Source organism: Eudoraea adriatica DSM 19308 (assembly GCF_000382125.1).
Lineage (GTDB): Bacteria > Bacteroidota > Bacteroidia > Flavobacteriales > Flavobacteriaceae > Eudoraea > Eudoraea adriatica.
This window is the reverse complement of record NZ_KB907548.1, coordinates 186,451-212,396: the sequence shown is the minus strand read 5'-3', so window position 1 is coordinate 212,396 and position 25,946 is coordinate 186,451. Positions and strand designations below refer to the sequence as shown.

Sequence of the window (25,946 nt, the reverse complement as noted above, 5' to 3'; positions counted from 1 at the left end):
TTGAATGACAACTTAAAATTCATCTGTAACACAACCTTGAGAGGCAGAAGAAACTGTTTTGGCATATTTATACAAGCTTCCCCGATTAACTTTAAGTGCGGGCTGTTTCCATTTTGCACGCCTTTTGTTAATTTCATTTTCCGTTAAATCTACTGAAATGCTATTTTTTTCCGCATCAATTGTTATAATATCACCGTCTTCCAGCAAAGCTATGGTACCACCCTCCTGAGCCTCCGGTGATATATGCCCAACAACAAAACCATGAGTGCCACCTGAAAAGCGTCCATCGGTGATTAATGCAACCTCTTTTCCGAGTCCCGCTCCCATAATTGCGGCGGTTGGCTTCAACATTTCAGGCATTCCCGGACCACCTTTGGGTCCTTCGTATCTTATCACAACTACATCTCCCTTATTTACCAATCCTTTACCAATGCCCGCATTGGCTTTAAACTCATCGTCAAAAACTTTTGCGGGACCTGTAAAATGAAGCCCTTCCTTTCCTGTAATTTTTGCAACTGCTCCATCCTTTGCCAGGTTCCCATAGAGAATTCGTAAATGCCCGGTTTCCTTAATTGGATCCTGAAGTGATTTAACAACTTTCTGCCCGGGTTTCAAACTCGGTAAATCTGCCAAGTTTTCAGCAATTGTCTTACCTGTGACTGTTAAGCATTCGCCATGGAGCATTCCATTTTCAAGCATGAATTTCAATACCGCAGGAGTGCCACCTACCCGGTGTATATCTTCCATTAAATATTTTCCGCTTGGCTTTAAGTCTGCCAGAAAAGGAGTAGTATCGCTTATTTTTTGAAAATCATCCAAAGTGAAATCAATTCCAGCAGCTTTTGCAATTGCCAAAAAGTGCAATACCGCATTTGTAGACCCTCCCATAACGGTTATTAACCGAATTGCATTTTCGAATGACTTTCGGGTAATAATGTCGCTTGGTTTAATATCCTTTTCTATCAAATGCCACATTGCCTTTCCTGAATTCATACAATCTTCATGCTTTTCCTTACCAATGGCAGGGTTTGAAGAATTATAAGGTAATGCCATCCCTAAAGCTTCTATTGCAGAGGCCATGGTGTTAGCAGTATACATTCCACCACATGCTCCTGCCCCGGGGCATGCATTTTGAATAATATTTTTAAATTCTGAGTCATTCATAGTCCCGGCAACTTTTTCACCCCAGGCCTCAAATGCAGAAACAATATCGAGTTTTTTATCTTTAAAACATCCGGAAGCAATGGTCCCACCATAGACCAGTATTGAAGGCCTGTTTAAGCGAATCATAGCCATCAAAGCCCCTGGCATATTTTTATCACACCCCACAACGGTTACCAGGCCATCATAATTCATAGCCTGAACTACTGTTTCCATGGAATCGGCTATAATATCTCGTGAAGGCAATGAGTACCTCATTCCATATGTCCCCATGGAAATCCCGTCACTTACGCCTATAGTATTAAATACAAGTCCAACTAAATTATTTTCCTGCACTCCTTGCTTTACTTCCTGCGCAAGATCGTTTAGATGCATATTACAGGGATTCCCCTCATAACCCGTACTTCCAATTCCAATAAAGGGTTTTTGTAAATCCTCCTCTTTTAATCCAAGTGCATATAACATTGCCTGGGCGGCAGGTTGCGTTGGATCCTGTGTTACATTTTTACTGTATTTGTTCAATTCCATTAAAAAGGTTCTCTTAAATTCCAATAGCTCTTAATGGCTATAGAATTCAAAGATAATTGTTTAAAAAAGTTGATGTTTTTAACATTTAGTACTGGTTCAAATTCAATAAAACAATTATTTACTTAGTTTACTGATATTCAAATATATAAGCATCAATAATATCCCATATCCAATAAATGCTGTAGCACGTTTTAAAATTTCTTTTTGGGCTATATCCCGGTTTATAATCAATATTTGTTTTTGTTTATGCATAATCTTTTCTTTACAAAAGAGTTTTAATCCTTACCTATGAAAATGGAAAAAACAGTCACAGAAGCTATTACTTACAGAAGGTCGGTACGTATTTATAATCAAGAGAAGGAAATTGACACTAAAATAGTAAAGAAATGTATTGAAAATGCAGTTTTGGCGCCAACAAGCAGCAATCTACAATTATGGGAATTTTATCATATAACGAGTAAGGAGTTTAAAAATAAGATAAGTTCTGCGTGTTTTAACCAACCTGCTGCAAAATCTGCCAAGCAATTAGTTGTAATTGTGGCTAGAAAGAATCTTTGGCGAGAAAGGGCAAAAGCGAATCTTAATTTTATAAAGAAAAGCTTTGGTGATAAGCCGATTGATAAATACGACTCTAAGGAAAAATTTGCAATCTCTTATTACAAAAAGCTTATACCGTCCTTATATACTGATTTTTTGGGCATCATAGGCCTAATGCGCTATGTAGTTTTTAACCTTATAGGTTTCTTCAAACCGGTTTACAGGCAGCTAAGAAAATCTGACATGCGTATAGTGGCCCACAAAAGTGCAGCTTTGGCAGCACAGAATTTCATGATTTCCATGGCAGCCATTGGTTATGACACTTGCCCAATGGAAGGCTCAGATACGTTACGAATTAAAAGAATTTTAGATTTACCCCGAGGTTCTGAAATCAATATGGTTATAGCTTGTGGTGTAAGAGATCCAAAAGGCATATATGGTCCTCGCTTCAGGGTTCCTTTTGCAGAGGTGTACAAAGAAATCTAATGCGGTAAAAGTTGAAAGGAAATTTTATCCCCAAACTTTTTTTGAGCTAACAAAGCAATTGATCTGGATGCCAGCTGAAGTACTCTTGGATATCCTCCGGTAGTTTGTCCATCGCGCATCAGAATAATCAATTTACCATTAGGTGTTAACTGAACTGTTCCCGGCAAAGTTGCAGAAGTCAGCATGCTGTGAGATTGCGCTCCTATTAATTCTTCAAGTTGATATGCCATACGATTATTCTCCTTGGCTATAGTAAATTTATTAGCAGATAGTAACTTTAATTGATCCCCAGTTAATATTTCATATTCGGGACCTTTATAAACATCTAATTCATATTCCTTGTGCCAGGATTCCGGTTTTATATGACTTATTATTGGAGAATACTCCGAACACCCTTCAATGGGTATTTCCATGTATTCTTTAATACGATTCTGATCTGTAATTGGTTTGTAAAATGACCTGCTCTTCAATTTCATTTCTGTGAGGAAGCCCCCTTTAACAGCCAGATAACTCCTAAAACCATTTATTAATTTTCCAAAAGATAGAATATCTCCTTCATTGGCTTTGTGCGCTTCATAGGAATTTATTGGAATTCCATTTAACGAAGGGGACATCTCAGCTCCTGTGACCGAGAAAAAACTAGAAGTATGAAATTCCAGCTTCGGACCTGTCATCGTGATTTCCATTACAGCGTCCATTTCCCTATTATCCAATAAAGAGTTCGCTATGGAAGCGGAATAGTTATCCATACATCCACATACCGGAACTCCTTTTTCGCGATATCCGAATCTACCCATATCCTGAATTGTGGTAAAAAAGCCGGGATGAATAACTTTAATCATCTATTTTGATTTTATCCGGGTTATATATACCAATCTCTGTTTCTATTTTGTGTAAGTCATATTCTGCCCGATTAACGGCATAAAACTGAATCTGATCTCCCACACTAACGAAACAGGGGTTTTCCAGGTTTGCATTAAAAAGGGTTATGGGACAATTACCGATAATATTCCAACCACCGGGAGAGTCTTGTGGATATATACCCGTTTGTTTTCCTGCAAGACCAACAGAACCTTTGATTACCATTAATCTGGGCACTGATTTTCTTGGTGTTTCCAAATCTTTTGGCAACCCACCTAAATACATGAATCCAGGTAAAAATCCAATACCATAAACAGTATAAATGTTCTTTGTATGTGCCTCAATAATATCTTTAATACTGCGGTCTAAAGTTGCGGCTACTTCTTCCAGATCAATTCCAAATTCAAGGTCATAACAAACAGGCAATCTCCATAAATAACGTTGTGGAGGGCCACTGTCCTTCCTGTTTTTATAACATTCCAGAAGTTGATATCTGGTTTTAGAAAAATCTATTTTGGTACTCCGATTAATTAATGTAACGGAATTATAAGCAGGAACTAATTCCCAATCCTGAGAATCTTGAAAATCCAATTTAAAACTTTCAACGAAATCAATTATATCATAAAGGATCGCTTCTGAAACCTCATTGGGCCATTCTATCAAAATTGCATGCTCTCCAAAAGGCCTGACTGATATGGAATGAGAACTCACTTTTTTAAAAAAATTTGTTGCTTTGGCAATTCTTTCGAAAGATACATTAATATTTGTAAAGCGGTAGGTGTATCGCCATGAATACAATAGGTGTCTGCGTAAACAGGAACTTTAACTCCGTTCAAAGTAATTATCTCCCTGTTAATAACCATTGATATAAGGTGTTTTAAAACCTTTTTTGGCTCTTCTATAACAGCCTGTGTTGAATTACGGGAGACCAGGCTTAGATCCTCATTATAATTCCGATCACCAAAGGCCTCGAGAGATATTTTATAACCTTGTTTACGTGCTACTTCTTCAATGATGGAGCCAAAAGGCAGATATAATAAAACCATATCTTTATATGCCTGGATGCCTTCCAAATAAATCATTGCTAATTCCAAATCTCTTGCAGTATCATTGTAGAGAGCGCCATGGGCTTTAATATGATGCAGCTGCATGTTTGTTCTGCGTAAAACAGATTCTAATTCTTTGATTTGATCTTGAATACTTTCTATTAAATGTCTCTTTTCTATTTTAATTGATTTGCGACCAAAATTTTCCTTATCCGGATAGGATGGATGCGCCCCAGGTTTAATCCCAAACTTTTTTGCCAGCCCAACAATTTCAGACATAGTGTTTATGTCACCTGCATGACCCCCACAAGCTATATTACAGGAACTGATATGAGGAAAAAGGGCTCTTTCGTTGCCTATCCCCTCTCCTACATCACAGTTAATATCTATAAACACCTCAACAATCATACTATTCCAAAAACATTTAATATACTTTTAGCCCCAAGAGCCATTACCAAAATAATGATTATAAATGCAGATATGTTCAGCCAAATGGAATTCTTAAAATTTCCAAGAACGGATGCCTTATTTACTATCCAAATCAATATTATTCCAATAATGGGCAACAGAAGCCCATTGGCAACCTGAGCAAATTGAATGATGGCTATTGGTCTCATTCCAAAAGAGAGCGTTATCACACCAATAAACAGTACTACCATCCAAACAATACGAAATCGCAGATCGGTTGTTTTTGCATTCCATCCAAAACAACTGCTGGCCACGTAGGCAGCAGCTAAGGGTGCTGTAATGGCCGATGTAATCCCTGCTGCGAAAAGTCCAATCCCCATTAAATATTTTGCGCTTTGACCATAGAGCGGTTCCAAACCTTTGGCTAAGTCTAATGCATCCTTAACTTCCGTTGAAGAAATTGCAGCAGCGGAAATAATAATAGCGATTGAAATAAGTCCTCCAAGCCCTATAGATAAAAATGTATCCCTTCTGACACTAGGAAGGTCGTCCTTAGAATTCCATTTTTCTCTTACCAATGATGCGTGGAGAAACAGATTATATGGCACAACTGTGGTACCTACCAAAGCAATTATATTGATTAAGCTATTTTTGGGTATAATTGGAATAAGCAGGCCTGCTAAAACTTCCTTAATGTCTGGTTTAGTCAAAATTGCGGTTACTAAAAAAGAAACACTCATCAATAATACGAGTGAAATAAATACCTTTTCAAGTGTTTTATAAGATCCCAAATACAGTAATAAAAAGGCTATAAACCCAATTATCCAGGGATATATGGAAGTGTAATTCTCACCCATCAAGACTTGTAAACCCAAAGTAGCTCCACTTATATTTCCTGCCTCGTAAGCAGTATTCCCAATTACTATAGCACTGAGAATGGTTCCCATAACAAAGTATCGCAGCCAGGATACTTCTAACTGTTCTCTTATAACCTCTGCAAGCCCTTTCTGTGTAATCACGCCCACTCTGGCAGACATTTCCTGCAGAATAATGGTGGCCAGGATGGAAAGCAACATGGCCCAAAGCAATTCGTATCCAAAGCCAATACCGGCAATTGTGCAGGCTGTTATTGTTCCAGGTCCTATAAAAGCAGCAGCTACTAAAACTCCCGGGCCTAGTTTATTAAACATTCAAGTAATAATAAGTTAAAGATGAATAAGTAAATATAGACTCTTTTATCCTTAATAGAGCTCCTGAAATTTATTTTAATCAAAAGAAAGTTTAACAAAAAAAGTGCAGTTCGTCTAAAATATTGCAGTTCGTCTAAAAGTCAGTTGCCATACATCGAAAAAATATAATATTCCAAAAATCCCACGGTTATAACTATCCCAAATTAAATATTACCCATTTAAGCATGAATTGTATAGACTGTAAAAAAGAGATTAGTTATTTGGATCATAAAAAGGCCATGGAATCTTATGGTGTGGAATTATGCTCCAAGCACAAAGGGCTTATGGACAAACTAATAAGGCAGAATAATACGCCTATAGAAGCAATAAAACTCTATTACGGGCTTAAACAAGCAGGTGAACATCCAATGTTAGAATGGTGGGATGGCAAAAAATCAGTGGATCTTGCATTTTCAAGGGTAAAATTGAATATAGAAATCGACATGGAATATCAAATGCTTACCCATGAACAGGCAATGAATGATCTGGAAGAAACCATGCACTCATTTCAAAATGGTTTTACTACTATAAGAATTCCTAAATCACTTATCAAGTACTATTTAAATGAGACCGTAAATAATATATTGGGAATAAAAGAAGGATTAAGAGCAAATATCAAAGCAATCTAATTTTGTTATAACCAAACCCCTGGAAATTATGGAGGCTAATAATTCATATACGGAAAGATCATATAAATTGAGTAAACTGATACTTTTTCTTTTAACTTTTGCAGCATTTGCGATTGTAGTTAACATTAATCCTGTTTTTTCAAGATATCTTTTCGGTTTACCTATTATTCTATCTGGTGTTTTAGGTGTAGTTGGCACGATTATTCTCTATAAAGGGCGCAATGAACCTTTCAATGAAAAGAAGGTAATTGCAATTACAGTTAATTCGGCAATGGTAATTCTTATTGTTACTATTCTTATCTCGAACACCCTCTATTAAGACTACCTGTCAATAAAAAAGCTCTTAATTAATCGTATTTCAGCAATTCAACTTCCTGCAAGTTCTCCATTACCTGAATTCGAATGATTTTCAGAGTGATTTTACAGAAGCACTACATTCATATTAGATTTAACTACTATTTCTATTCTTTACTATTTATTCCTGCGGGATAGCTAATAGCAATCTTACTATTGATGTCTGTATGGTAACTAATTTTTTCATAAATTCAGGACATGAAAACAATAGACAGACGAAATTGGTTAAAAACAGTAAGTTTAAGCAGTAGTTTTGCTTTATTAGGGGGATTAGAAAGTATGGCGCTTGATTTGCCCCGGCGAATTAACTCTCTCGATTCGATGGTGTTGCTAAATGCCAATGAAAATCCTTACGGCCCATCTGAAAGAGTGCGAAAAATACTGCTGAATTCATTCGATGAAGCATGTCGGTACCCATTTAGAAGCTTATCGGGATTGGTAAATATGATTGCCTTAAAAGAAGGTGTCACAAAAGATCATGTGGTTGTTACCGGAGGCTCAACAGAAGGTCTGAAGGCAACCGGACTTATATACGGCTTGGATGGTGGTGAAATTATTTCTGCTGACCCTACTTTTCAGGCTATGTTAAGTTATGCCGAAACATTTAAGGCTAAAGTGCACAGAGTTCCTTTAGATGAAAAAATGGGGCACGACTTGCCGGCTATGTCAGACAGGATAAACAAGAATACAAGGCTAATCTTTATTTGTAATCCGAATAATCCAACGGGTACCCTTTTGAATAAAACCAGTTTACTCGATTTCTGCAAGTCCCACGATAAAAATGCAGTAATTTTCAGCGACGAAGCTTACTATGATTTTATTACTGAGCCCGAATATCCTTCAATGGTGGAGTTAGTCAAAGAAGGCAGGAATATTATAGTCTCCAAAACTTTTTCCAAAGTATATGGTCTTGCCGGATTACGTGTTGGTTATTTAATTGCTAAACCGGAGATTGCCCGAAATTTGAAATCAGCTGTAATGGCAAACACCAATATTCTGGCAATTGAAGCAGCCAAGGAAGCTTTAAAAGATGATGAATTTTATAAGTATAGTATACTTCGCAATTTTAAGGCAAAATCCCTTATCTACCAGCATCTGGATGATCTGGGTCTGGAATATATAAAATCTCATACCAATTTTGTCTTTTTTAAAACCGGCAGGCCAATACAGACAATGATAAGTGATATGGAGAAGCACAATGTACTTATTGGGCGTCCTTTTCCTCCTTTATTGAATTGGGCACGTATTAGTACAGGAAGATTAGAGGATATGGAAACATTTGGCAAAGCTTTAAAACAAGTGATGAGCTAGAATATATTATTCCATTCTTCTTCATAGTATTCCGGCATTCAAACAAAATCTATTTTATGGAAGGCACTGAAATACATAATGAAAATGCTTTTCATAAACACACCGGGTTTTTAAAGAAATATGAAAAATATTTAGGTGAGTTTGTTTATGGAGGTATCGATGGCTGTGTTACTACTTTCGCAGTGGTCGCAGGTTCTGTAGGTGCAGGACTAGATAGTGCCATAATCATAATCCTGGGGTTTGCCAATTTACTTGCGGATGGCTTTGCCATGTCCGTTGGTGCCTACTTATCCAATAAAACAAAAAAAGATAACTACAACAAGCACAAACAAATAGAATATTGGGAAGTTGATAACCTTCCGGAGCTTGAAAAAGAAGAAATAAGGGTAATTTACAAGGAACAGGGTTTTGAAGGCGAACTATTGGAAGAAGTAGTAAAGGTTATAACAAGCGATAAAGAGCGCTGGGTAAATGTAATGATGAAAGAAGAATTAGTAATGTTTGATGAGGATAAATCTCCTTTAATAATTGGTGGTGTTACCTATTTTTCCTTTATCCTCATTGGTGTTATTCCTCTGTTGGTCTATGTACTGGATTATATATATCCTTTTAATTACAATCTTTTTCTTCTTTCTTCAATTCTTACGGCAATTGGTTTTATAATAATTGGCTGGTTAAAAGCTTTTGTAAATCAGACCATGTATTGGAAGGGTATTTTTGAAACTTTGTTATTGGGTGGTATAGCGGCGATAGTTGCTTATTTTATAGGGGATTTCCTGGAGGGCATAATTGCGAATTGAAGGAAAATAGGATTCTTTATTGTCCCCGAACAGCCCTTTTCAACGAATTTATATGCCTAAAATCGGATTTAATACCCCTGCAAGAAGGAAAAGTATTACTATAGTATCCTAATTCTTCCACAAATAACCACAAACCAATGAAAAAAAGAGCTACACTTTCCATTATACTTTATGGCTTTTTTATTTTTTGTTTTCTTTGGTCGGTTTATAACTTCCTTTTTAAGTTTTCCTGAGAAGAGATTAAGTTTTAAATATTGCTTAAAGAAACCAAAGGACTCGTAGTTCTTTTTCTGGGTAACGCTTTAAAATATTTCTTTGTTTTTACTATTCATAACCTATTGATTATTTGGTGCTTAAATGGCATGACGTCCAAGTTTTACAGCCGGATAACCAGAAATTCCTTTATTTGAAAACCTTGTGCTTGTTTTTATCTATTTTAGATTTAGAAAGAGATTACTTACTTTTTAATAATAAGTATGAGGAGCTATTTGTTTAAAATTAAAAGCCGACTATCAAAAGCCGGCTTTTAAAGAGAGAACAAACGAAAAACTAATTACAAATCATTTTATAGCAACAATTCCCTTTTGAGTTTTATCTAGTGGTTAATTTAAATAACTACCTCTGTATAATTCAGTTACTTCATTATTATTTGTAACAGAAAGCGAAATACGAAAATCGAGCTTAAAATGGCCTCCATAGTAATAGGTTTTCCTTTTTCTGTTATAGACAACAGGAGCATTGAAATCCTTTAGAACTTCCAGTAGATTATACACAGATCGCTCGCTTAACTCCATTCTTCTTGCCAGCGCCTTTGGCGGTCCGGTACATTCTGCTTCAATTAGCAAATGAAGTTTTTGGAGGTTTTCTAAGGTTTTAATTTTGTTCATCCACTACCTGTTTTTATTTATATTTTTATTTTAGGATGATATTTTTTGTTTCTTTAAATCTTATTAAAAAGGAGCAATAAGCCGTATTCCGAATCCTTTTATAATAATATAGATTATTTTCTATATAAACAAATATTTATAGTTTTTTTTCTATTTTAAAAAACATTCGTCCATTTCTTGTCTACAATCAGCTCTTTTTTATCTATTTATAAAACCTTATCTTTGAAATATGAAGTTTTATATCGATTATTTTCTAGGAAATGTTTAAAACAATAGATCGTTTAATGCAGTTCATTAAATATGTCGGGCTTAGCGCACGACAGTTCGATTTATCTATAGGTGCCAGTAACGGTTATACCTTAAGAATGAAAAAGAACAATGCTTCTATTGGCAGCGACGTTATTGAAAACATTCTCCGCGTATATCCCCAGTTAAATGTGGTTTGGCTTATTACCGGGGAAGGTGATATGTTGAAGAAGTCAGAGGAAGAAGAAATTCTGGATTTTGACCATTTGCCAAAATCAAGGCAACAAGAGATTGAAGATTTAATTGAACAAAAAATAAAAGAACGCCAGGAAGAGGAATTGAAACGCTTGCTAAAAGAGGTTACTGAAGAAATAGAAAAAACACAAAAGCGTTTAGAAAAAGAGCCCTAATAATTGACTTTAAGTTGTTTTACAAGCTCATCCCTAAGGGTGATAAGCTTTATTAATTGCTCCTCCGCGTTGGTTTCCCGGTCTATTTCTGCTTTATGAATTTTAATTTGTTTTACGTTTTTATAAAGATCCGTATTGGCCCTGAAGTCGGTATTTTTAAATAGATTTTCAATCTCATCAGTAAGTTGCTCATACATTATTAGAATCTGTACTCTGTATTTGATGGCTTTTGAGATTACCAAAAGCAAAAGGACTACGCAAAATATAGCGGGGAACGCACTTATATTGCCTGCCTCATCCAAAAACGAGACATCCTGGGTTGCCTCCCAAAACTGGTAAGAATATAAAATTATTGGTGAGAGGATAGCGTACTTCCACCACTGATGGCAGGTAAGAAACCATAAAGTCATTGGAATTAGTATGATTAACTTTTGCAGCAAAAACCAGAGATATATTCTAACACTGTCGAATCCATTATTATTTACTTGTACTATGCCTAAATCCAAAACTTGTTCATATTCAGGAATAAGATAATGACTAAACCAAAGAAGCGTCGTGAAGACTAATAAAACAATTACAAGCAAATTTAGTTTTCCTTTATTACTATTGAGTTCAACCCCGGATGTCTTGTTTTGCAATTGGAGGCGATCTTCCAGAATTAATTTTGCGTTATATATTTTTTTGAGATAGTTTGTCCTGCTAATGCCATCTTTTTTCTCAATTAGAGACTGTAGTTTTTGGCTGTAAATATTGTATGAATCCCTGACACTTGCATTTAGTAAAGATTTAATGGAAATCTCTAACAAGCGTCTCCGATAGTGTTTAAAATAATAAAAATCAAAAAGATATATACTACCAATTATGAATGACATTATTAAAATTTTAATGGTTATAGGATTATGCTCAAAATAAAAGGGGTAAAAGTAATATTTTCCATATGGCTCAAATAAAATTTCCATTATGTCATTGATATACAATATAAATAAAGGCACAAGGAAATACTTCCACCTCATTGAAAGAGTAACAAACCAAATTAACAGCAATGCAAAAGAGATGACATTTTTTAAAAGATACCAAACAAACAGTGTATTACTTGGTAAAACATGTGTATACTCCCATCCAAACAAAGAAATAGTATTAAGTTCATCACTAAAAAGCAGATGGAAATACCCTAAAAATGGTAATACTGCTATTACAATGGCTATTAGCGCGTCTGACTTATATTTCTTTTGCCAATTAGATTTCATTGTTACTGAATCTTACTTATTTTAGACACAAGTCTTATTTTTATATCTGGAACAAATTCTATTATGCTCTTTCTTCATAATAATCGACTATTAAATATACTGATTTTATCCTATAAATGCAGAAAATAATCTATACAATACAGGAATTAGATAAGGTTTCTAAGGAAATTCTGGATCTTGCCACCTCTAAAACACTTTGTTTTTATGGGGCGATGGGTTCCGGAAAAACCACATTAATCAAAGCTATCGTTCGCAGATTAGATGGGGGGCATCAGGCTAATAGCCCCACCTTTGGAATTGTCAATGAATATCAAGATACAAACGGTGGGCTAATAGGATACCATTTCGACTTTTACCGATTAGAGCACGAAGAAGAAGCTCTGGACCTTGGTTTGGAAGATTATTTTAATCAGGATACCTGGATTTTTGTAGAATGGCCTGATAAAATTGAAAAACATCTCCCTGCCAAATACACAAAACTCATCCTTGAAGTTATTGATCCTGAAACCCGAAAAATTGAAATAATTCCACCTGAATAACTACTTAATGCTCCTCAATTTTTTTTGTGATAAACACTCTGATTGTAATGATTCACCCTGATTTCCAATAATATGATACTCGATAAAGTGTACAATATTAACGATCAATGACAATTACAATTCTAAAATAATGCTGCATTACTATTTATAAATTAAAATTTTTCCTTTAAAGTTTTAAAGTCTTTATGTGACCCTTCTGAATATTGGACTAAGTTAAATGCAGCGTAGGGCGAACATAATATGCTTAATAATACAAGGTCAAAAAAGGGACTCTCCGCAATTTGATCTAATTTCTCACAATGAAACATGAATTCCCTATCGCAAAAGGTGTTTTTTTATTGTTTGATATTCGATGAACGGCATAAAAGTCGGTGAAATGTATTGTTTTTACGTTAAAAGGTTATATTTTTCCGATAAATAACCTATTGTTAGTGTATTTTTTCCTACATTTGTTAGTGAGAATGAATCAAATCTTTAACGAAAAACTATTTACGATGAGCACAAAGAAACTTTTTTTTGGCATTTGTACCTGCCTTATTCTGATGGCGGCAGCCTTGACCCCCGACAATACTGTAGAAGATCAGTTGCTTCATAAAGATGGCGTTGATAAAACTAAAATCAAAATAAAGTAATACAGTTATTTCTTAAAAATAATATTATTTCAAAAAAGGGCAATCAATAAATTGCCCTTTTTTGCGTTAGAGCAATATATTTCCACAAATATTGCTTTAATGAATCCTATTCCAGACAAGAGTAAAAAAGCCAAAAAGAGACTATTTATTGAGTCAATTGCTATTTTTTTAATAATAGCTTCTCCTTTTATTTTTAAGGCACATGATTATTTATCTCGGGACCCGGAGGCCACTATAGATTTCCTTGGGATGACCATTGACCGAAATGGATTTGCCGACCTATACACATATGGGTGGTTCTTATTAAGTAAAATAGTGCCTTTTTATTTATTATTGATTTGGTTCTTTACGAACAAGCACTGGTGGTATCATATTCTATTGATCCCTATTTGTATGTATGCTTTTCAAATTTTTGAAGTTTTATATGATGATGACATTTATGTTGATACAGAGAATATTCTTTGGTTATTACCTGTTTGTATGGTTGTAATCCCCTTTGTATACTTTATCAGAGTAAAACTTTATGACAAATACGTGCACGGAATAGACCTGGATGCCATGGATGCAGAATTACAATACTATAAAGACAAAGAACGGCAGGCAAATGCAAAACTAGGCGTGTTACCTGAAAATAAGGACAAAATAGAAGAGGACCTCTCTCAAAAAACACCAAATCAGTCTCTGCAGAGATTTTACGAACAGATTCAACATTCCTTAAAAAGTTTCTTCAATATTTTTCTCTAGGCTGAATATTATATTGTATAAATCCTGCCATTCCTTCAGATTTTTTTTTGCCGGTTACATTACCAACCCACTTCATGAAAAAAAATTGTAATTTTGAGTTCGACCGTTAATTAATGGTTTCTAATTACTTTTTATGAACCAGCCTTCCTCTCCATTTAGTAAACAACAGCTCCTTCCGCAGGAAGAAACACTTGAAATTTTAAAACAAAAAGGAGAACTTTTTATTGGAATTCCAAATGAGAACCAATATCAGGAAAAACGAATTTGCCTTACACCAGATGCTGTAAATGCTTTAACCTCAAATGGTCACAGGGTTTTAATGGAGGCCGGGGCCGGTGAAAGTGCCAGTTATACTGATGTAGAATACACCGAAGCAGGTGCAAGCATAACTCGTGATACAAAGAAAGTGTTTTCATGTCCGCTACTTTTGAAAGTGGAACCCCCTACTCTGTCGGAAATTCAATTGATGAATCCACAGGCAACTATTATTTCCGCTTTACAAATTAAAACTAGGTCTAAGGAATACTTTGAGGAACTGGCTAAAAAACGAATCACCGCTATAGCATTTGAATATATCAGAGATGAGGATGGAAAGTATCCCGCCGTACGTTCCTTAAGTGAAATAGCAGGTATTGCCTCTGTACTTATTGCCTCAGAAATAATGGCTGCAACCAATCAGGGAAACGGGCTTATGTTCGGCAATATAAGCGGAGTACCCCCAATAGAAGTAGTTATTGTAGGCGCAGGTACCGTTGGGGAGTTCGCCGCACGATCGGCTTTAGGCCTTGGAGCCAATGTTAAAGTCTTTGACAACTCACTTACTAAATTAAGGAACATTCAAACTAATCTTAAACAGACTATTTATACTTCGACCCTGCAACCCAAGAACCTCTTAAAAAGTCTAAAACGTTGTGATGTTGCCATAGGTGCCGTCCGTGGAAGCGACAGATCTCCTATTGTGGTTTCAAGTACAATGGTAGAACAAATGAAAAAAGGATCTGTGATCATAGATGTGAGTATAGATATGGGAGGTTGTTTTGAAACCAGTGAACTTACAACCCATGATAAGCCCACTCGTGAAAAATATGGAGTCTTTCATTACGGTGTGCCCAACATTCCTGCAAGATACCCCCGGACTTCTTCTGTATCTATTAGTAATATTTTTACACCTTATTTGCTGAAAATAGGCGAAGATGGAGGTTTGGAAAATTCTTTGAGATTTGACAGGGGCCTTAGAAACGGTTTATATATGTATCATGGCATACTTACTAATAAATCCGTTGGTGAATGGTTTGATCTGAAACACAGTGATATCAACTTTCTTATTTTTTAGCCAATGGCATTTCTGAAAAGACTGGGATTTTACCTGATAGGATTTTCCATTGGACTTGTATTCCTTTTCTTTTTTCTGAAAAAAAAGTCCGATGAAACAGGTGCCAGCTTTTGTTACTTCCCTAATTGCAGGGTTTTAAAGGAATTGCGATCCAAACCCCTTACCTATTCCAAACAGATAGAGCAGATGATATATGATAAAACACTGGACTCCATTACAATTAATTACTTTATGCATGAAGGGGATGTCAATTTTAAAAAGAGTGATACTAAAAATCCGGTTTGTAAGACATATGTGATAGAAGGAACGATTGAGGAAAAATTGATGGTTTTAACTGTAAAGAACTGCGACAGCCTGGCGATAATAGAAAATTTGCAACCACTTAAATAATAAAGATATAATACACTTTAATTAAAGTTTTAAATTATTATTATATCAAAAGTCTTATATTTAAGTAAAGGCGATAAATTAACTAATTTCTTTTATCCGCACATGTTTTTCTTAACTTGACAGTATAACCCATTCAATTCTTAAAAATGAAATTATTCAAATATTTTATGTTAGCCGGACTGCTGGTTTGTTGGAATTGCCAAACAAAAAATCAAACAAAAAATGAACCGGCTGAGATAAATCAGAGCAGAGAATTCTATCAACTTAAAACCTATTATTTTGAAACTAATGAACAAGAATCCAAAACTGATGAGTATCTTAGAAACTCATTCATTCCCGCACTTCACAGACAAAAAATAAAAGATATAGGTGTATTTAAACCAAGGTATTCGGAAACAGATACAACCAGGCGTCTTTTGGTTTTAATTCCATTTGAATCCTTAGAACAATTTCATGGGCTTACCAAGGTGCTTGAAAAAGACAGCACCTATATAATTTCAGGAAGCAATTATATTAATGCGTCCTATGAAAATCCACCATACAGCCGCATTGAATCCATTCTGATGAGGGCATTCGAAAATATGCCAAAATTGTTTGCGCCAGAATTTGAAGTTCCAAAGTCTGATCGCATCTATGAATTGCGCAGTTATGAGTCCCCTACAGAGGAATATTACAAAAGGAAAGTAGCTATGTTTAATGAAGGTGGTGAAATTACCTTATTTGAACGATTAGGTTTTAACGCTGTATTTTACGCAGAAGTACTATCAGGGCCTAAAATGCCTAATCTTATGTACATGACCACCTTTAAAAATCAGGAAACCAGAGATTCTCTTTGGAAGTCTTTTTTTGATTCACCTGAATGGAAAGAGTTACTTAAAATTCCAAAATATGAAAATACCGTTTCTCATGCGGATATCTACTTCTTGTATCCCACGGATTATTCAGATTATTGAAATTAACCTGTTTTATATAAGCAGAGAACTTTGATGCCAAACTAAAATATTAAAGCACTTAGTTTCTTCAGGCCAATAGGTCTTTGGGCTCTATTTATAAAATTATTTATTGTAGTCTTATTCTTCCGTGCATCCCTATTGGATTTATTTTAAACTGTCTTCGCATAAACTATATAAAAAAATATTGTGCTTATAAGTTTTGAAGTATAATAAATTAAGGCATTTTAGAGTTATTATGATAGGATTAGTGCCTGTTTGTAAGCCTATCCGGGTAATACCCCTGAATAGTATCTTTTTTTAATCCCATTATTGTAAAATTAGATATTGTTTAGAGAGTTCAAAATTGATATTACACTCCAGAGATAAATATTTTTAATGAAAAATATATTAATTCTTTTTTTGTGGTTTTTAATTAGTGTGCCAAACCATGCACATAATCGGTCCCCATTACATGGTTTACGGATAGACGACCCTGTTGAATTGAGTAAGAAAATTATAAATGAGGGGGCAGATTCCTGGAGTGAGAAGGCAAAGAATCATATTCTCGAGACTTATGGCAACGGTAATTTAACCAATACAGCCAATGAGAATTATCTTTTACTGGAATCACCAAGCCTGGTATTTGATTATTATCAAGGTGGTTTCGCCAATTCACAGGAATTATTAGATAAAGACCTGTTTCTTAAAATATTGAATCAGGCCGTGAACTCTCCTGCCCTGGTTAGCACTGAGGTAGCAAAAGCAAGCTTACAGCAAAGTCTGAAAGAATATCTTTTGGCATATGAAATAGCAAAGAAATTTAAAGAAACTAATTCTATAAGTAATGAAGAGGCTATTAGGTTTTTAGAAAACAGGTTTGGATATAGCAAGCTTAGTTTCGCTAAAAATTTAACCACTGCCAGTTCTGAGAATTTTAATGTAGTGTCAGATAAAAAGAATTCGAAAAAAATTAATTCCAAAATAGATTTTATAAAAAAGACCTATCCCAGTAAAATTCCTTTAATAAATGTACTTGCAGAACTGGAAGAATTTTATCACCTGTTGCAAGAGTCAAATATTGGCCTAACTGCCTATAAACCTTATAATAATTTTAAGAATTCGGTCTATAATTTAAATAAACAAAGAATTAACGAAAGGATACAATGGCGCTCATCCATAGAAATTACCTATCCAACTAATGGAACAGTTTGGGTTACGCCTGGCACTGCAGAAATAAAATGGAACACATCTAATTTGGATGATAGTAAAAATATAAAGTTCTTTTTAACCAGGGACGATGTCGTAGTGCAAGTGCTTGGTGTTTTTAAAAACAATCACTTTGTAAATGATGTAAAGCTCAGAAAAGGGCTACCACCGGGAAATAAATATAAAATTATGGGCATTGAACTGTTCCCCCTCAATAAATATCATATCGCAAAGTATGCCACTCCATATTTTACAATAAAGAAAGAGGATAAAATCCCTGAAGAGCAAATAGCCGAGGTCTCTCCGGAAGTTATAAAACCACCTGATGTTGTTTTAGAATCGCTTCCAGAAGTTGCAGCAGCACCCATTGTGACAGTTCCCGAGCCGGCCAAAATAAAGGTAAAGCCTGCAGTACAGGAGCCAAAGGCTATGGAAACAATAAATCTGGTGAAGGAAGAGACGAAAGTAATTGTAGTTCCTGAAAAAGTTAAAACCCCAAATAGAACTGTTTTTGAAGGAAGAAAAATTTCATATCAAAAGGAACTGTTAGTGGAAAACGAGATAATTACCATAAGTCTCTTTGACCATGGCAGAGAAGATGGTGATATTGTATCTATATATCTGAACGGCGAGCAAATTGTTGCCAAACATGTATTAACCTACAAGAAAAAAAGTTTCGATGTAAAATTGAATCTAAATAAATCTAACGATTTGTTTCTCTACGCCCATAATTTAGGTAATTTCCCTCCGAACACAGTTTCTATCGAAATAAAAGATGGTTCTAATTCAGAAAATATTATACTTAATTCAGACCTGTCTAGCTGTGAAGCAGTTTTAATTAATGTAAAACAATAACTTTTCAGGAAATACAATGCTAAAGGCCCTGAAGTGCAGATTTGCATAAAAGCTTTTTTGTATTTCGTTTCTATATTTTCTTTAGATACAATGAGCAAATACCCTTCCTAAATTTTTCTTCTGTTCCGCTCTTTTTTAATAAGTTCCAGTTCCCTGTTTGTCTGACCCGCGACAGAAGTGTTTTCCTCTGCTCTCCTTATTAAATAGGGCATTACATCACGCACAGGTCCAAAGGGCAAATACTTCGCGACATTATAACCCTTATTTGCGAGATTGTACGAAATATGGTCGCTCATACCATATAGCTGTCCAAACCAAATTCGGTTATCATCATGCGAGATCCCATTTTGTTCCATCAATTCAATTAGTTTGTACGAACTCAACTCATTGTGGGTGCCAGAAAAAAGGGAAATCAAATCGAGATGTTCAACTATATAGGCTACTGTTTTATCATAATTTGAATCACTTTCAGATTTTGAACCACATATAGGGGTCGGATAGTTATATTCCAAAGCTCGTTCATTTTCCTTTTCCATATAAGCCCCCCGCACTGTCTTAATACCTATTTTAAATCCCTCAGCCAGGGCTTTTGAATGAAGTTTTTTGAGGTAATCCAGTCGATCCCATCGATAAAGTTGCAGCGTGTTAAAAACAACTGCTTTTTCTTTATTGTATTTAACCATCATTTGCTCAACTAATGCATCAGCTGCGTCCTGCATCCAACTTTCTTCTGCATCTATTAAGAGTGAAACATCAAGGTCATATGCCTTTTTACAAGTAGTCTCAAACCGCTTCTCTACTCTATCCCATTCTTGTTTTTCTTTTTTTGTCAGGGGTTTTCCGTCGCTGACTTTTTGGAATAGTGCCACTCTGCCATACCCGCTGGGTTTAAAAACTGCAAAAGGAATGGCATCTAATTCCTTTACAAAATCCAGTATCTTCAATGTTTTCTGAAGGGCATCATCTAAAGGGTCTTCGGTGTCTTTGCCCTCAACGGAATAATCCAGGACAGAGCTAACACCTTTGTTCCACATTTTTTCAACTACATTCATACAATCTTCCTCACTAACACCCCCGCAAAAATGATCAAAAACGGTGGCCCTGATAAGGCCATCAACGGGCAATCTGGCTTTTAAGGCAAAATTGGTCATGGCAGTACCAATTTTAACCAGAGGTTCATTGGCTATCATCTTAAAAAGAAAATATGCACGTTCTAATTCAGAATCCGATTTAAGAGAAAAAGCTGTTGCTGTGTCTTCAAAAATTCTCTTCATTATTATCAATTAGTTATCAATTCAAAGATAATAACAGAATTTGTATCCATTTACTAAAAAATAGCCTTTATTTTGTGTTTTGATTTTAACTACCAATACGGTAAAGATTATAATATAAAGCAGTACAAATTAGAACCAATGGAATCAATTATTTCTTTTTCTACACAAATCCATTTTAATTATTTGGGGTATGAGGCTTTGGAGTCTCATTTAAAAACATCCAACTATTCCAGCATTTTTATACTCGTGGATGAGAATACAAAAGAGCATTGTCTTCCCATTTTTCTGGCAAGTCTTGGCAGGAACTACAATATTGAAATTATTGAGATTTCATCAGGAGAAATTAATAAAAGTATAGCGACATGTCTTAAGGTTTGGGAAGAGCTTTCAAAGAAAGGTGCAGACAGACAAAGTTTATTGATAAATCTTGGAGGTGGTGTTATTACAGATTTGGGCGGTTTTGTTGCTTCAACTTATAGAAGAGGTATAGATTTTATCAACATTCCAACAAGCCTGTTGGCTATGGTAGACGCCTCAGTTGGAGGAAAAACCGGAGTTGATATGGGCATGTTAAAAAATCAGATAGGCGTAATAAACCAGCCAAATATGGTGCTTATTATTCCAAAATTTTTAAATACCCTGGATAATAGACAATTGAACAGCGGCTTTGCAGAAATGCTTAAACATGGACTTATTACAAGTGAACCGTTTTGGAGGGTTCTTAAACAAGTTGATTCTGTTGACCAGCTAGAAGAGCATATTTACGAGTCAATCCTTATTAAAAATGAAATAGTGCGACAAGATCCAAGGGAGAAAAGTCTGAGAAAAATATTAAATTTCGGTCATACCTTAGGGCATGCAATTGAAACCTATTTTTTAGAGAATACGGAACGTGAATCCTTACTTCACGGAGAAGCTATTGCCATTGGTATGATATTGGAAGGATACTTGTCCCATCAACAAACCGGATTGGGAATTAATCAATTGGAAGATATTAAAAAGACAATATGCAAGCATTTTAAACAAGTTGATTTCGAGGATAAGGACATCCATGCTATCATAGATCTCTTGAAATATGACAAGAAGAATTCGCATGGCAGTATCTACTTTGTTCTGTTAAAAAGGATCGGTGAAGCTCAGATTGACAATAGAGTTCCCGACGATATTTTAAGTCAGGCATTTTCATACTACAAGGAATAGCAGTTACACATACTAAATTTGTCGTTTTACAACTCTTTGAAATTCTGAAGAAAAAAAAAGTATAGTTTAGGTATAGAATTAAATCAACCGCAAAAGTTGTAATAAAATACCAGCATATGAAACGCATACTTATTGATTACAAAAAATTAGACCCCCAAGTGACTAATCTCCTTATTGAAACCTATCCCGACGGATATGGGGATGAAGATATAATTTCTTTTAGAAATCTTAACGGTGAATTCATTGAAGCTGTAGAATTGCAAACCGAAGACACATTGTACCTGATAAAAATAAGTAAAAGCCTATCACATTTTATAGCCAATTTCGATGAAAATATTTCGGAAGACATTGAAGGGCTACAAGGCGAATCCATTGAAGGGCCTTCTTTAGAGCTTAATCTTGAAGAAGAAAATGAAGACTAAAAAGATTTCTATTAAATCTTAAGGTAGCGCTCCCTTAGTATGTTTCTATGGTGCTTTTGATGCCCGCAACAAATGAAACCTAAGGCCGCAACACTCATAGGTGAATCACTGGCAATTCCAACTTTTTTCAAATCCTGGTCAGAAAACTTTTCAAAAAGAGCAATAGTAGATTTGCGTATTATTTTATAGTTTTCCAATACTTCTTCCCTACTCCAATCTTCTGCTTTAGATTCCGCAGCAAACATATCCTGATCAAAACCCGGCAAAGGTGTTTTGTCGTTTCTGGCGAAACGAAGAGCCCTATATTGAAAAACCCGTTCCGTATCCAATATATGCACCAGCACCTGGGCTACTGACCATTTCCCTTCACCATAGGCAAAATGGAATTTTTCTTCCGGAATACTTGAAATAAATGATGGAAAATTCTTTAATTGTTTTTTCAGGGTCTCTACTAATTCCACATCCCCCAAGGTAGCAATATAACCTGCGTAATAGGGATTAAAATCTTCTTTTTTGAGTTCAGAACTTTTCATAAACGCTATATCGAAAACTTGTGGTTTTCAATACATATTTTGTTTTTAGACATTAGTCGATCAGAATGGCATTGATGTAAATTGAGATAACAGATCTAAAATAAGAATAGCAAATCAAATTAAAATTTTACGGCCATTTTACAGCTCATTAAAAATCGTGTGCATCAAGCGTTTTTTATCATTAATACTCTCTTCGAGCGAAATCATGGTCTCCGTGCGACTTATACCATCAATATCATCTATCTTAAAGATAATATTTTTAGCATGCGTAGTGTCTTTAGCTCTTATTTTACAAAAGATATTGAATTTGCCGGTTGTAATATGCGCAACTGTTACATTTGGTATTTGATTCAATCTTTCCAATACAAATTTGGTTTGATGTGTTTTTTCTAAAAAAATACCAACATAGGCTATGAAAGCATAACCTAGCTTTACATAATCCAGAGTCAGTGAGGATCCCCGAATAATCCCGGACTCTTCCATTTTTTTAACTCTAACATGAACCGTTCCGGCAGATATCAATAATTTTTTCGCTATATCTGTAAAAGGCGTTCTGGTGTTATCGATTAACATATCCAGAATTTGATGGTCTATTTCGTCTAATTTTATTTTGCCCATTGTTAGAATAATTTTTTCTTTGCGCTAAATTTAAGAATTTAAATGTAATAAATAATAGGTTTTTTTGAGTTATATGCAAAATATTACGGCTTTTTCGTGATATTATTTAAAAGAGAAGTTCATCGAGCTTTCTATTAGATTTTATAAAATCGAAGTCATTTTGATCTTCACAATCAAGACATTTGTGACCAAAACAATCCTCCAAATTCCCGGTTTTTTCAATATATGGGTTAAAAATTATAGCTCCTTCATCCAAAACCTCTTTATAAAGTATCCCTATATTTTGGTCATATTTAGAATCAATAAGTTGTGCGTTAGAAATCAATAAATCAAAATAACGCTTACTATTTTCAGGTATATTAAAATAATCATCCACATTGTAAGCCCGAATTTCATTCCGGGCTATTACCAAAATTGCCTTGACCAGAGCATAAAATATAAATTCTCTTGTTTTCTCCCTTTCGTAATCCTCAGCATAATGGCCTGCTTCAAATAATATGGTTGGTGTTCCCAGCATTTGAAAAGTATCACCAACACAATTAGGATTAAAAGCATCGTCATATCTTCCAATCTGATCTGGTAGTATCGCGGATAAAGCTTTGTGCATGGCAACAATAATTTTCATGCTTTTTCCCCTCCCGGATGAAACCGTTCGATCCATATCATGTGCCGGAGCCAAAAACGATAGAGTGGCGGGTTTTTCCAGACCGCCAACATTAAAAATCGTTCGCTGATCATGCAGATTAAAACAATAGTCTGGCTTTATTTCGTTATAAAGAACACGCAGAATTTTGCTTTCTGGTTGACTTAACTCCAGAGCGTCTCTGTTCAGATCTATTTTATTCGCATTTTCCCTGGTATAAATGGCTGCACCGTCAGGGTTTAATATCGGTACTATAGTTAATGTAACTGATGACAATAATTGATTGGCAAGATCACTTTCCTCATTTAAATAATTAACCAGGTCCAGGATAGCTTTTGTAGTGGTCGTTTCATTTCCGTGCATTTGAGACCACATTAGGATGTTAATTTTACCACTACCCAAAGTAATCTTATGAATAGGTCTGCTAGCTACGGAATTCCCCAATAATGTAATTTTCTTCCGAACCGAATTACTATTTAAAAAAGAATACAATTGGGAACTGCTAATATATCTTCCATGTACAGAAAGCTCTTTTATATCCGGATAATTTAAAGAAGAAAAATTCAAAATAGATTTTATTTTAATTACAAATGTAAAGGCTAAATCAATTACAATTGTGACTAAATTAATTACATTTGTAAACAAAACTTAAAAACAAATCTTGTGGATTGCGTACTGCTGTAAACAATTTAATGGTAATTTTTCTAAATAACATACATTTAATTGTTTTTCAGCTATTTATATATATTAAAGTATACTATTAATATAAGTTTTACAGGTGTTTTTTTTGCTTTTATAACAGGTATAACAGGATTATTTTATTAAATTAGTGTACAATGGTAAACACAGAAGAATTTGTAAAGCGCTTAGAAAAAGTAATAAATTATTACGGACTTTCGGCATCTGCTTTTGCGGATAAGATCGCGGTGCAAAGATCTACCATTTCCCACTTACTTACCGGCAGGAACAAACCCAGCCTCGAATTCGTTCTTAAGGTCGTCAAGTCATTTCCCGAAGTTAACCTTTATTGGCTGCTCAACGGCAAAGGTACCTTTCCTTCTAATCAGAAGGAAGTTGCTCCTTCCTACCCTTTCGAAACCAAAGTATCTGAAGATTCTGCTTCCAACTCCAAATCAATTAAAAAAATAATTATTTTCTATGAAGACGGTAGTTTTGAATCATTTGATAAAAATGTGGGGAAATAGCAGGTTTACTTTATAAATTCGCGCAAAACGAACCTTAGATATCCGTTCTATTTTGTTATTTTGCAACTATGAAAAGGGCCTGCCTTATTGTTTGCATTTTTATTATTACAAGCTCGTGTTACAAGCCCAAAAGAGACTGCAAGACTTTTAAACATGGAACTTTTACCTTTACTTCTATAATAAATGATGAGGAAAAGACTACAACATTTGTTCGATATGAAAATATTGAAATCGATTATTATGAAGGAAAAAGTGATACCGCAAGCGTAAGGTGGATAAATGACTGCGAATATGTAGTGAAGAAATTAAATCCTGCGAATAAGGCAGAAGAGAAATCAATTCATATGAAAATAAGATCTACAACGGATAGCTCTTATACTTTTGAATACGGGATTGTAGGTGAAACAAATAAATCTGTTGGAACAGCTATAAAAATCAACTAATTATGTTTGAAATTTTAACAAGTCCGGATGCCTGGGTGGCTCTGCTTACCCTAACCTTTTTAGAGATCGTTTTAGGTATAGATAATATTGTTTTTATATCTATAGCCGCAAACAAGCTGCCTGCGAAGGATCAGCGCAAAGCAACTAATTTAGGCTTACTATTAGCCATGCTGCAGCGTATTATATTACTATTTGCAGTTTCTTTCCTTATTGGTTTGAAGATCCCTTTTTATTATATCAATTCTTCCTGGATCTCCATAGGGATTAGCGGTCAGGCCCTGATTCTGTTTCTTGGTGGCATTTTTCTGTTGTATAAAAGCACTTCAGAAATTCACGAAAAAGTAGAAATGCCTGAACATGACGAAGAGGAGCTAAGATCTAAGAATCTCACCAGTCTCTCCAAAGCAATTGTGCAAATAATTATAATCGATTTTATTTTTTCCATAGATTCAATATTAACTGCTGTAGGTATGACTAACGGCATTGGTGAAAAGCCTATGGATGCTCTTGTTTTAATGGTTATTGCTGTTGTTATTTCAATTATAATAATGATGGTCTTTGCTAATTCTATCCGGATTTTTATTAATAATCATCCTTCCATGCAAATACTGGCTCTTTCTTTTTTAATTCTAATAGGGTTTATGCTAATAATTGAAGCGGCGCATTTGAGCCATGCCAGAATCTTTAACCAGGAGATTGGGGCTATTCCTAAAGGATATTTATATTTCGCAATAGCTTTCTCCCTCTTAGTTGAGTTTTTAAATATGAAGATGCGCAAAAAAAGTGAAATTACGAGCGTCCCGGATAAACATACCTAATCCCGGAAATCTCTAAATA

The 25,946-nt window shown here is 35.0% G+C and carries 29 protein-coding genes; 18 read left to right on the top strand and 11 right to left on the bottom strand.

Features of this window, described 5'->3' with window-relative positions:
- Window positions 1–12 precede the first annotated feature (12 nt).
- Complete coding sequence (ilvD, locus tag G504_RS0107970; protein ID WP_019669634.1) at window positions 13–1,689, bottom strand: dihydroxy-acid dehydratase; 1,677 nt, start codon at window positions 1,687–1,689, stop codon at window positions 13–15.
- Window positions 1,690–1,977: 288 nt separating this feature from the next.
- Here ilvD and G504_RS0107960 point away from each other — a divergent pair, with 288 nt between their 5' ends.
- Entirely contained in the window at window positions 1,978–2,712 is a 735-nt protein-coding gene (locus G504_RS0107960) for a nitroreductase family protein (RefSeq protein ID WP_019669632.1), read from the top strand.
- On the opposite strand, the gene G504_RS0107955 is transcribed toward G504_RS0107960, so the two are convergent.
- Genes G504_RS0107955 through G504_RS0107940 form a run of 4 tightly spaced genes read right to left on the bottom strand, consistent with a single transcriptional unit; the run spans window position 2,709 to window position 6,217 of the window.
- The gene (locus G504_RS0107955; RefSeq protein ID WP_019669631.1) at window positions 2,709–3,554 is read right to left on the bottom strand and encodes a 5-oxoprolinase subunit C family protein; all 846 of its coding nucleotides are present in this window, start codon (window positions 3,552–3,554) and stop codon (window positions 2,709–2,711) included. The two genes, G504_RS0107960 and G504_RS0107955, sit on opposite strands and share 4 nt — an antisense overlap.
- The gene (gene pxpB / locus G504_RS0107950) at window positions 3,547–4,284 is read right to left on the bottom strand and encodes a 5-oxoprolinase subunit PxpB (protein WP_019669630.1); all 738 of its coding nucleotides are present in this window, start codon (window positions 4,282–4,284) and stop codon (window positions 3,547–3,549) included. The genes G504_RS0107955 and pxpB overlap by 8 nt, the downstream gene beginning before the upstream one ends.
- The gene (gene pxpA / locus G504_RS0107945; RefSeq protein WP_019669629.1) at window positions 4,281–5,027 is read right to left on the bottom strand and encodes a 5-oxoprolinase subunit PxpA; all 747 of its coding nucleotides are present in this window, start codon (window positions 5,025–5,027) and stop codon (window positions 4,281–4,283) included. The genes pxpB and pxpA overlap by 4 nt, the downstream gene beginning before the upstream one ends.
- Window positions 5,024–6,217 (bottom strand): Nramp family divalent metal transporter, encoded by a 1,194-nt coding sequence (locus G504_RS0107940; protein ID WP_019669628.1) that lies wholly within the window; start codon window positions 6,215–6,217, stop codon window positions 5,024–5,026. Before G504_RS0107940 ends, pxpA begins: the two co-directional genes overlap by 4 nt.
- A gap of 224 nt (window positions 6,218–6,441) precedes the next feature.
- On the opposite strand from G504_RS0107940, the gene G504_RS0107935 reads away from it, so the two are divergent.
- From G504_RS0107935 to G504_RS0107920, 4 genes are all read left to right on the top strand, one after another.
- Window positions 6,442–6,885 (top strand): hypothetical protein, encoded by a 444-nt coding sequence (locus G504_RS0107935; RefSeq protein WP_019669627.1) that lies wholly within the window; start codon window positions 6,442–6,444, stop codon window positions 6,883–6,885.
- Between the two features lie 28 nt (window positions 6,886–6,913).
- Window positions 6,914–7,204 carry a hypothetical protein gene (locus G504_RS0107930; protein ID WP_019669626.1) on the top strand — a complete coding sequence of 97 codons (291 nt, stop codon included), beginning with the start codon at window positions 6,914–6,916 and terminating at the stop codon, window positions 7,202–7,204.
- 233 nt (window positions 7,205–7,437) lie between these two features.
- Window positions 7,438–8,550, top strand: coding sequence for a pyridoxal phosphate-dependent aminotransferase (locus tag G504_RS0107925; protein ID WP_019669625.1), 1,113 nt, complete (start codon window positions 7,438–7,440; stop codon window positions 8,548–8,550).
- Window positions 8,551–8,606: 56 nt separating this feature from the next.
- Window positions 8,607–9,350, top strand: coding sequence for a VIT1/CCC1 transporter family protein (locus G504_RS0107920; protein WP_019669624.1), 744 nt, complete (start codon window positions 8,607–8,609; stop codon window positions 9,348–9,350).
- Window positions 9,351–9,952: 602 nt separating this feature from the next.
- On the opposite strand, the gene G504_RS0107915 is transcribed toward G504_RS0107920, so the two are convergent.
- Window positions 9,953–10,237, bottom strand: a complete 285-nt coding sequence (locus tag G504_RS0107915; protein ID WP_019669623.1) for a helix-turn-helix domain-containing protein — start codon at window positions 10,235–10,237, stop codon at window positions 9,953–9,955.
- A gap of 260 nt (window positions 10,238–10,497) precedes the next feature.
- On the opposite strand from G504_RS0107915, the gene G504_RS0107910 reads away from it, so the two are divergent.
- On the top strand, window positions 10,498–10,893 hold the full coding sequence (locus tag G504_RS0107910) for a hypothetical protein (protein ID WP_019669622.1): 396 nt from the start codon (window positions 10,498–10,500) through the stop codon (window positions 10,891–10,893).
- On the opposite strand, the gene G504_RS0107905 is transcribed toward G504_RS0107910, so the two are convergent.
- Entirely contained in the window at window positions 10,890–12,140 is a 1,251-nt protein-coding gene (locus tag G504_RS0107905; protein WP_019669621.1) for a hypothetical protein, read from the bottom strand. The genes G504_RS0107910 and G504_RS0107905 overlap by 4 nt on opposite strands.
- A gap of 116 nt (window positions 12,141–12,256) precedes the next feature.
- On the opposite strand from G504_RS0107905, the gene tsaE reads away from it, so the two are divergent.
- From tsaE to G504_RS0107865, 7 genes are all read left to right on the top strand, one after another.
- Window positions 12,257–12,679 (top strand): tRNA (adenosine(37)-N6)-threonylcarbamoyltransferase complex ATPase subunit type 1 TsaE, encoded by a 423-nt coding sequence (gene tsaE, locus G504_RS0107900; RefSeq protein WP_019669620.1) that lies wholly within the window; start codon window positions 12,257–12,259, stop codon window positions 12,677–12,679.
- 494 nt (window positions 12,680–13,173) lie between these two features.
- Window positions 13,174–13,311 (top strand): hypothetical protein, encoded by a 138-nt coding sequence (locus G504_RS19645; RefSeq protein WP_019669619.1) that lies wholly within the window; start codon window positions 13,174–13,176, stop codon window positions 13,309–13,311.
- Between the two features lie 99 nt (window positions 13,312–13,410).
- Window positions 13,411–14,055, top strand: a complete 645-nt coding sequence (locus G504_RS0107890) for a hypothetical protein (RefSeq protein ID WP_019669618.1) — start codon at window positions 13,411–13,413, stop codon at window positions 14,053–14,055.
- Window positions 14,056–14,188: 133 nt separating this feature from the next.
- Entirely contained in the window at window positions 14,189–15,388 is a 1,200-nt protein-coding gene (locus G504_RS0107880; RefSeq protein ID WP_019669616.1) for an alanine dehydrogenase, read from the top strand.
- Between the two features lie 3 nt (window positions 15,389–15,391).
- Window positions 15,392–15,778, top strand: a complete 387-nt coding sequence (locus G504_RS0107875) for a hypothetical protein (protein WP_019669615.1) — start codon at window positions 15,392–15,394, stop codon at window positions 15,776–15,778.
- Window positions 15,779–15,924: 146 nt separating this feature from the next.
- Entirely contained in the window at window positions 15,925–16,731 is an 807-nt protein-coding gene (locus tag G504_RS0107870; RefSeq protein WP_019669614.1) for an NIPSNAP family protein, read from the top strand.
- 375 nt (window positions 16,732–17,106) lie between these two features.
- A complete protein-coding gene (locus G504_RS0107865) occupies window positions 17,107–18,771 on the top strand; it encodes a hypothetical protein (RefSeq protein WP_019669613.1) in 1,665 nt (554 codons plus the stop codon).
- Between the two features lie 107 nt (window positions 18,772–18,878).
- On the opposite strand, the gene G504_RS0107860 is transcribed toward G504_RS0107865, so the two are convergent.
- A complete protein-coding gene (locus tag G504_RS0107860; RefSeq protein ID WP_019669612.1) occupies window positions 18,879–20,045 on the bottom strand; it encodes a proline dehydrogenase family protein in 1,167 nt (388 codons plus the stop codon).
- Window positions 20,046–20,183: 138 nt separating this feature from the next.
- Here G504_RS0107860 and aroB point away from each other — a divergent pair, with 138 nt between their 5' ends.
- On the top strand, window positions 20,184–21,245 hold the full coding sequence (gene aroB, locus G504_RS0107855; protein ID WP_026348461.1) for a 3-dehydroquinate synthase: 1,062 nt from the start codon (window positions 20,184–20,186) through the stop codon (window positions 21,243–21,245).
- A 116-nt stretch (window positions 21,246–21,361) separates the two neighbouring features.
- The gene (locus G504_RS0107850; protein ID WP_019669610.1) at window positions 21,362–21,667 is read left to right on the top strand and encodes a hypothetical protein; all 306 of its coding nucleotides are present in this window, start codon (window positions 21,362–21,364) and stop codon (window positions 21,665–21,667) included.
- Window positions 21,668–21,678: 11 nt separating this feature from the next.
- On the opposite strand, the gene G504_RS0107845 is transcribed toward G504_RS0107850, so the two are convergent.
- The 3 genes from G504_RS0107845 to G504_RS18395 all read right to left on the bottom strand — a co-directional run bounded on the left by G504_RS0107845 (window position 21,679) and on the right by G504_RS18395 (window position 24,028).
- Entirely contained in the window at window positions 21,679–22,200 is a 522-nt protein-coding gene (locus G504_RS0107845) for a DinB family protein (protein WP_019669609.1), read from the bottom strand.
- Between the two features lie 138 nt (window positions 22,201–22,338).
- Window positions 22,339–22,818, bottom strand: a complete 480-nt coding sequence (locus tag G504_RS0107840; protein ID WP_019669608.1) for an Lrp/AsnC family transcriptional regulator — start codon at window positions 22,816–22,818, stop codon at window positions 22,339–22,341.
- 106 nt (window positions 22,819–22,924) lie between these two features.
- Window positions 22,925–24,028 (bottom strand): M14 family metallopeptidase, encoded by a 1,104-nt coding sequence (locus tag G504_RS18395; RefSeq protein ID WP_040443993.1) that lies wholly within the window; start codon window positions 24,026–24,028, stop codon window positions 22,925–22,927.
- 269 nt (window positions 24,029–24,297) lie between these two features.
- On the opposite strand from G504_RS18395, the gene G504_RS0107830 reads away from it, so the two are divergent.
- The 3 genes from G504_RS0107830 (at window position 24,298) to G504_RS0107820 (ending at window position 25,927) form a co-directional block, all read left to right on the top strand.
- Complete coding sequence (locus G504_RS0107830) at window positions 24,298–24,666, top strand: helix-turn-helix transcriptional regulator (protein WP_019669606.1); 369 nt, start codon at window positions 24,298–24,300, stop codon at window positions 24,664–24,666.
- A gap of 68 nt (window positions 24,667–24,734) precedes the next feature.
- Entirely contained in the window at window positions 24,735–25,109 is a 375-nt protein-coding gene (locus tag G504_RS0107825; protein ID WP_019669605.1) for a hypothetical protein, read from the top strand.
- Window positions 25,110–25,111: 2 nt separating this feature from the next.
- Window positions 25,112–25,927: a TerC family protein gene (locus G504_RS0107820; RefSeq protein ID WP_019669604.1), complete on the top strand. Its 816-nt coding sequence runs from the start codon at window positions 25,112–25,114 to the stop codon at window positions 25,925–25,927.
- The last annotated feature ends 19 nt before the right edge of the window (window positions 25,928–25,946 follow it).